Origin of the sequence: Marinobacter sp. (genome assembly GCF_014859525.1) — a bacterium.
Taxonomy (GTDB): domain Bacteria; phylum Pseudomonadota; class Gammaproteobacteria; order Pseudomonadales; family Oleiphilaceae; genus Marinobacter.
This window is the reverse complement of record NZ_JACUUB010000129.1, coordinates 1-4,554: the sequence shown is the minus strand read 5'-3', so window position 1 is coordinate 4,554 and position 4,554 is coordinate 1. Positions and strand designations below refer to the sequence as shown.

The following is a 4,554-nucleotide window of genomic DNA, read 5'->3' as shown; positions in this document are numbered from 1 at the left end:
GGCCAAATGCACATGGGTCTGACCCCAAATTCACTCGCCGATAACCACCTTGTTGCGGCCGCTCTCCTTGGCCGCATACAGCGCTTCATCCGCCTTCTGCATCCACTGCATATAGTTTTCAGGCTCGGCGGTGAGTTGGGCAATGCCCATGCTGATGGTGTAGGTGATGTCGCCAGCGCTGGTCTCCACGGTACTTTTTTCGATGGTTTCGCGGATGCGCTCGCAGAGGATGCGGGCATTTTCGGCGTCGGTTTCTGGCAGGATGATGCCAAACTCTTCGCCACCGTAGCGGCCAGCGCTGTCGGACTGGCGGATGCCGTTGCGGGTGGTTTGTGCGGTGTGGCGGATGACTTCGTCGCCGGCCAGGTGGCCGTAGGTGTCGTTAACCGGTTTGAAGTGGTCAATGTCGAACATCACCAGACAGGTGTCCTGATTGTAGCGGCGATAGCGTTCGTATTCGGCGTCGACCAGGTTTTCCCAGGTGCCACGGTTGAGCAGGCCGGTCAGGCGGTCGGTCATGCTGAGTTTGGCGAGCTGCTCGTTGGCCCGTTCCAGCGCCCGTTTGCTGCTGGCGAACTCGGTAACGTCGTATATGAGCAGGCAAATCTTGTCGACCGCGCCGGTGGTGCTGGTCAGCGGGCTGATGGTGAGGTTCTGGAACATGTATTCTTCGGTGCCGGTGATGGGGCGAGTGTTGCGGAACCGGAACAGATACGGGCGTTGTTCCCAGGAGGTAAAGGCCCGGGTGTTGAGCATGGCCACGGCGTCGACTTTGCGGGAGAGCCAGGCTTTCGGGATGTCCGGGAACACGTCGAACAGTACCTGGTCGCGGATATGGCTGGCGGTGATGCCGCTGTGGTTTTCCATAAAGCCGTTCCAGGCCTGTACGCGAAAATCGAGGTCCATCACCACAAGGCCAACCTCGACCGATTCGAGCATGTCGACCAGCCAGTGAAAGGCGTCTGCTTCCGGGTTTTGAAAAGCCATGGTTAATCCACCAGGTATTCGAGACGTTTTTCGAGAAAAGGCACGGAGTCTTCTGTGAACAGGATCAGCATGTCGCAATGGATGTCGCGGTTTTCAATGGTGTAGCTGATTTCAATGCACAGCAGCTGTTCTTCGCGTTTGCTGTGATGTTCCAGTAGTTCATTGATTGGGCGATGTTGCCCCAATACGGTGGGGTGACCCAGGCCGAGTTTCAGGTCCAGCTGGTCACCAATGCCGTTCAAAAAGGCGCCGAACAAGATGCTGGACATGTCCATGAGCACCTCGACGTTAACAGCCTCGCCTTGCTGCACGTTGTAATGCAGTAAGTCTGCCATTTCCTGAAAGCTGGCGTCTTCAAACAACAGCATGGCCTCACCTGCCATGCCAGCGCCGGTGAAACCCTGGCATACAGCGGAGTATTCGTCACCGCGTTGGGCGGCAGTGATGGCCATGTGCAGTTCTGAATTGGCGATGAACGCGACTTTCGGGATGGGCTGTTTGACAAAGACTTTAAGCAGCCGCGCCAGAAGATCCGATGAGCGGCCCATGGCGACGTTGGATATTTCCTGCAGGTAGTCGTTCAGGCTGACCGATATCTTTGGCGCTGCGTTGGCTTTGGTGTTCAGTGTGGCGTCTTGCAGCGCAGCGCTTTCCAGGTCTCCCGGGCGATAGAAACCATATTCTTCTAACAATCGCACGACAATGCTGGTGTCGGTCGGCTTTTGGATGAAATCGATGGCACCCAGTTTACGCACTCGCTCCCGGGCTTCTGGCTGAATATCGCCAGACACCACGATGGTGAGCACCGGGAGGTCTTCTTTGCGGATGTGTTCCAGAACCTCATAGCCGTCCATCTCTGGCATGTTGAGATCCAGAAACAGCAGCTCCGCCTTGCGGTCGCGAAGGATTTGCAACGCTTCTTCGCCGTTGATTGCGAACAGGATGTCGTCTGCCAGGCCAGCCGGTAGTGCGCGAGCCATTTGCTTGCGGGCGAGGGAGGAATCGTCACAAATCAGGATGCGAGTGGTCATCGGCTATTGTTGGGGGCCATTGATAAAGTCATACAGTGTATCAGTTCTAATAGATATGTATATTGATGCTACACCAGTAATTTCCAAGACCTTTTGATCAGCTAGGCGTTTTCTGATCCGCAAAAAGTCTAGCCGTGTGACTGCGATCAAGCTTGAACATTACATGACATTTGTGTAATCGCCGAGTGTGATGTTGCTCACTCCAGTTACGAGCAGCCCTCGGCTATAGTCGTCTGACGGTCAAAAAAACACAGAACGTTACAAAGAATAACATGATCGTATGCCAGCACCGAAATAACACAATAAGCGGACGGCATGAGTCGGCGTCGGAAACTGACTCACAAAAACACTCAGAGACACTAATATGAAGACGCAAGCGTACGGATGCGCTGCCCTTGCCACGTTCTGCCTGGGTATTTCGCCCGTTGCCCAGGCCGGACTAAAGCCCATTTCAGATGATGCGATGGGGGAGGTGACAGGGCAGGCTTTTATGCAGGTAGAAAACATTGCCGGCGAGGGTGAAACAGCCACGAATTACTGCGCATCCCACATGGGAATTGTGCCCAATGGCGATGAGCCCTTGTCCTGTGTTTCTGGCGTGAACAGGTTGCGGACTCATCAGGTGGATATGGGGACGAAGTTGTTTTGATTGTTTCCGGAAATTCCACACGTTGTATTGGCTAAGATAGACACAGAGGCAAGGATGCCCACATTACTGCTCTTGAATGGCTTCAAGTTCTTCTTTTATGCAAATGATCACCCTCCTGCGCACGTGCATGTGCTTAAAGGCGAGCGTTGGGCTAAGATTGAGGTGGCGACGCTTGCGGTGAAGTACAGCAATCTGAAAAATCAGGAATTGCGGGAGTGCTTGAGTATTGTGAAGCGTCATCAGTCTGATTTTCTGGAGAGTTGGAATGCCTGGTTTCAGAGGTAAGTCCGTCCACATTGATGATCGCCATCTGCATGTTGAATTGGATGATGGCCGTGTTATTTCGACACCCGTGCATTGGTACCCGGAGCTTGAGGGCGCTTCCATTGCCCAGGTGCGCGAGTATCGCTTTATTTGTGATGGCACGGGTATCGAGTGGGAGTCTTTGGATTATCATTTGAGTATTGAGGCCATGTTGTCGGGTAATGCCCGTCAAAGCGCCGCATAAGTTTGCTAAACTCCTGCGTCTGGTATTTCTTCGGGTTGCAGGAGCCGCGTTTTGATCAGATCTTTCTACTGGCACGATTACGAAACCTTCGGCGTGGACCCGCTGCACGACCGCCCCTCCCAGTTTGCCGGCGTGCGCACCGATGCCGATCTGAACGTGATCGAAGATCCGCTGGTGATCTACTGTAAGCCGACAGACGATTACCTGCCTTCCCCGGAAGCCTGTTTGATTACCGGCATTACTCCGCAGAAAGCGCTGGAAGACGGTTTTCCGGAAGCGGAGTTCATTGCCCAGATCAACGAAGCTTTCAGCCAGCCTGGCACCTGCGCCGTGGGCTACAACAGCCTGCGCTTTGACGATGAAGTTACCCGCCACACCCTGTACCGAAACCTGCGTGATCCTTACGCCCGGGAATGGCAGAACGGCAACTCCCGCTGGGACATCATCGACATGGTGCGCCTGACCTACGCCCTGCGCCCGGAAGGTATCCACTGGCCGAAAAAAGAAGACGGCAGCCCCAGTTTTAAACTGGAAGAGCTGACGGTGGCCAACGGCATTGCCCATGAGGCAGCCCACGATGCCATGTCTGACGTACTGGCCACCATCGCCGTGGCCAAGCTGATCAAAGAAAAGCAGCCCAAGCTGTTTGAGTTTGTGCTGAACAATAAAGACAAACACTCCGCCCGGCAAATGCTGGACACCGCTGCCATGAAGCCGGTGTTCCACATTTCCGCCAAGTATCCGGCCACCCGCGGATGTTGTGCCCTGGTGGCGCCGGTGGCGGAGAGCCTGAGCAACAAGAACCAGGTGATTGTGTACGACTTGCGGGAAGACCCCATAGAGCTGATCAGCGCCACCGTGGAGCAGATTCGCGAGCGGGTATTTACGTCACAGGCAGAGTTGGGTGAGGGCGTAAAGCGCTTCCCCTTAAAAGGTGTGCAACTGAACAAGTGCCCGGTGCTGGCCCCGGCCAACATGCTGTCAACGCTCTCGCCAGAAAGGCTGGCGGAACTGGAACTGGACGGCGATGTATTACGCGCCAACCTCGCCAAACTGCGGCAAGCGCCAGACCTGCCAGCCCGCATTGCCCAAGCCTTCGAGCAGGACTTCGCCGGCAGCGACCTGACCGACCCGGACGAACAGCTCTACGCCGGCGGCTTCATCAGCAAAACCGACCGCGAGAAACTGAACTGGCTGCTGAACCAGCCGGCAGATACTCTGGGCGAGCAAGATGTGAACTTTGAAGACGCACGTCTGCCAGACATGCTGTTCCGCTACCGCGCCCGAAATTACCCCGGCACCCTGAGCGGTGAAGAAATGGAACGCTGGGAAGAATTCCGCAGCCAACGCCTGATGCACCCCAAAAAAGGCTGGCGCTC

6 protein-coding genes are annotated in these 4,554 nt (G+C 55.3%); 4 read left to right on the top strand and 2 right to left on the bottom strand.

Going from position 1 to position 4,554, the window contains the following annotated elements; genetic code table 11:
* Positions 1–30 precede the first annotated feature (30 nt).
* Both IBX51_RS14430 and IBX51_RS14425 read right to left on the bottom strand, forming a co-directional pair.
* Positions 31–987: a sensor domain-containing diguanylate cyclase gene (locus IBX51_RS14430; protein ID WP_291832002.1), complete on the bottom strand. Its 957-nt coding sequence runs from the start codon at positions 985–987 to the stop codon at positions 31–33.
* 2 nt (positions 988–989) lie between these two features.
* Positions 990–2,018: a response regulator gene (locus tag IBX51_RS14425; RefSeq protein ID WP_291832001.1), complete on the bottom strand. Its 1,029-nt coding sequence runs from the start codon at positions 2,016–2,018 to the stop codon at positions 990–992.
* Between the two features lie 364 nt (positions 2,019–2,382).
* On the opposite strand from IBX51_RS14425, the gene IBX51_RS14420 reads away from it, so the two are divergent.
* The 4 genes from IBX51_RS14420 to sbcB form a co-directional block, all read left to right on the top strand.
* Positions 2,383–2,667, top strand: coding sequence for a DUF6160 family protein (locus IBX51_RS14420; protein WP_291832000.1), 285 nt, complete (start codon positions 2,383–2,385; stop codon positions 2,665–2,667).
* 54 nt (positions 2,668–2,721) lie between these two features.
* A complete protein-coding gene (locus tag IBX51_RS14415) occupies positions 2,722–2,952 on the top strand; it encodes a DUF4160 domain-containing protein (protein WP_291831999.1) in 231 nt (76 codons plus the stop codon).
* A complete protein-coding gene (locus tag IBX51_RS14410) occupies positions 2,933–3,175 on the top strand; it encodes a DUF2442 domain-containing protein (RefSeq protein WP_291831998.1) in 243 nt (80 codons plus the stop codon). Before IBX51_RS14415 ends, IBX51_RS14410 begins: the two co-directional genes overlap by 20 nt.
* A 51-nt stretch (positions 3,176–3,226) precedes the next feature.
* On the top strand, positions 3,227–4,554 hold a 1,328-nt coding region (sbcB, locus tag IBX51_RS14405), incomplete at its 3' end, for an exodeoxyribonuclease I (RefSeq protein WP_291831996.1).

Bases quoted from the DNA above. Each gene is read 5' to 3' on its own strand.
- IBX51_RS14410 (WP_291831998.1), top strand. From the start codon at position 2,933: ATGCCTGGTTTCAGAGGTAAGTCCGTCCACATTGATGATCGCCATCTG.
- IBX51_RS14430 (WP_291832002.1), bottom strand. From the start codon at position 987: ATGGCTTTTCAAAACCCGGAAGCAGACGCCTTTCACTGGCTGGTCGAC.
- IBX51_RS14415 (WP_291831999.1), top strand. From the start codon at position 2,722: ATGCCCACATTACTGCTCTTGAATGGCTTCAAGTTCTTCTTTTATGCA.
- IBX51_RS14420 (WP_291832000.1), top strand. From the start codon at position 2,383: ATGAAGACGCAAGCGTACGGATGCGCTGCCCTTGCCACGTTCTGCCTG.
- IBX51_RS14425 (WP_291832001.1), bottom strand. From the start codon at position 2,018: ATGACCACTCGCATCCTGATTTGTGACGATTCCTCCCTCGCCCGCAAG.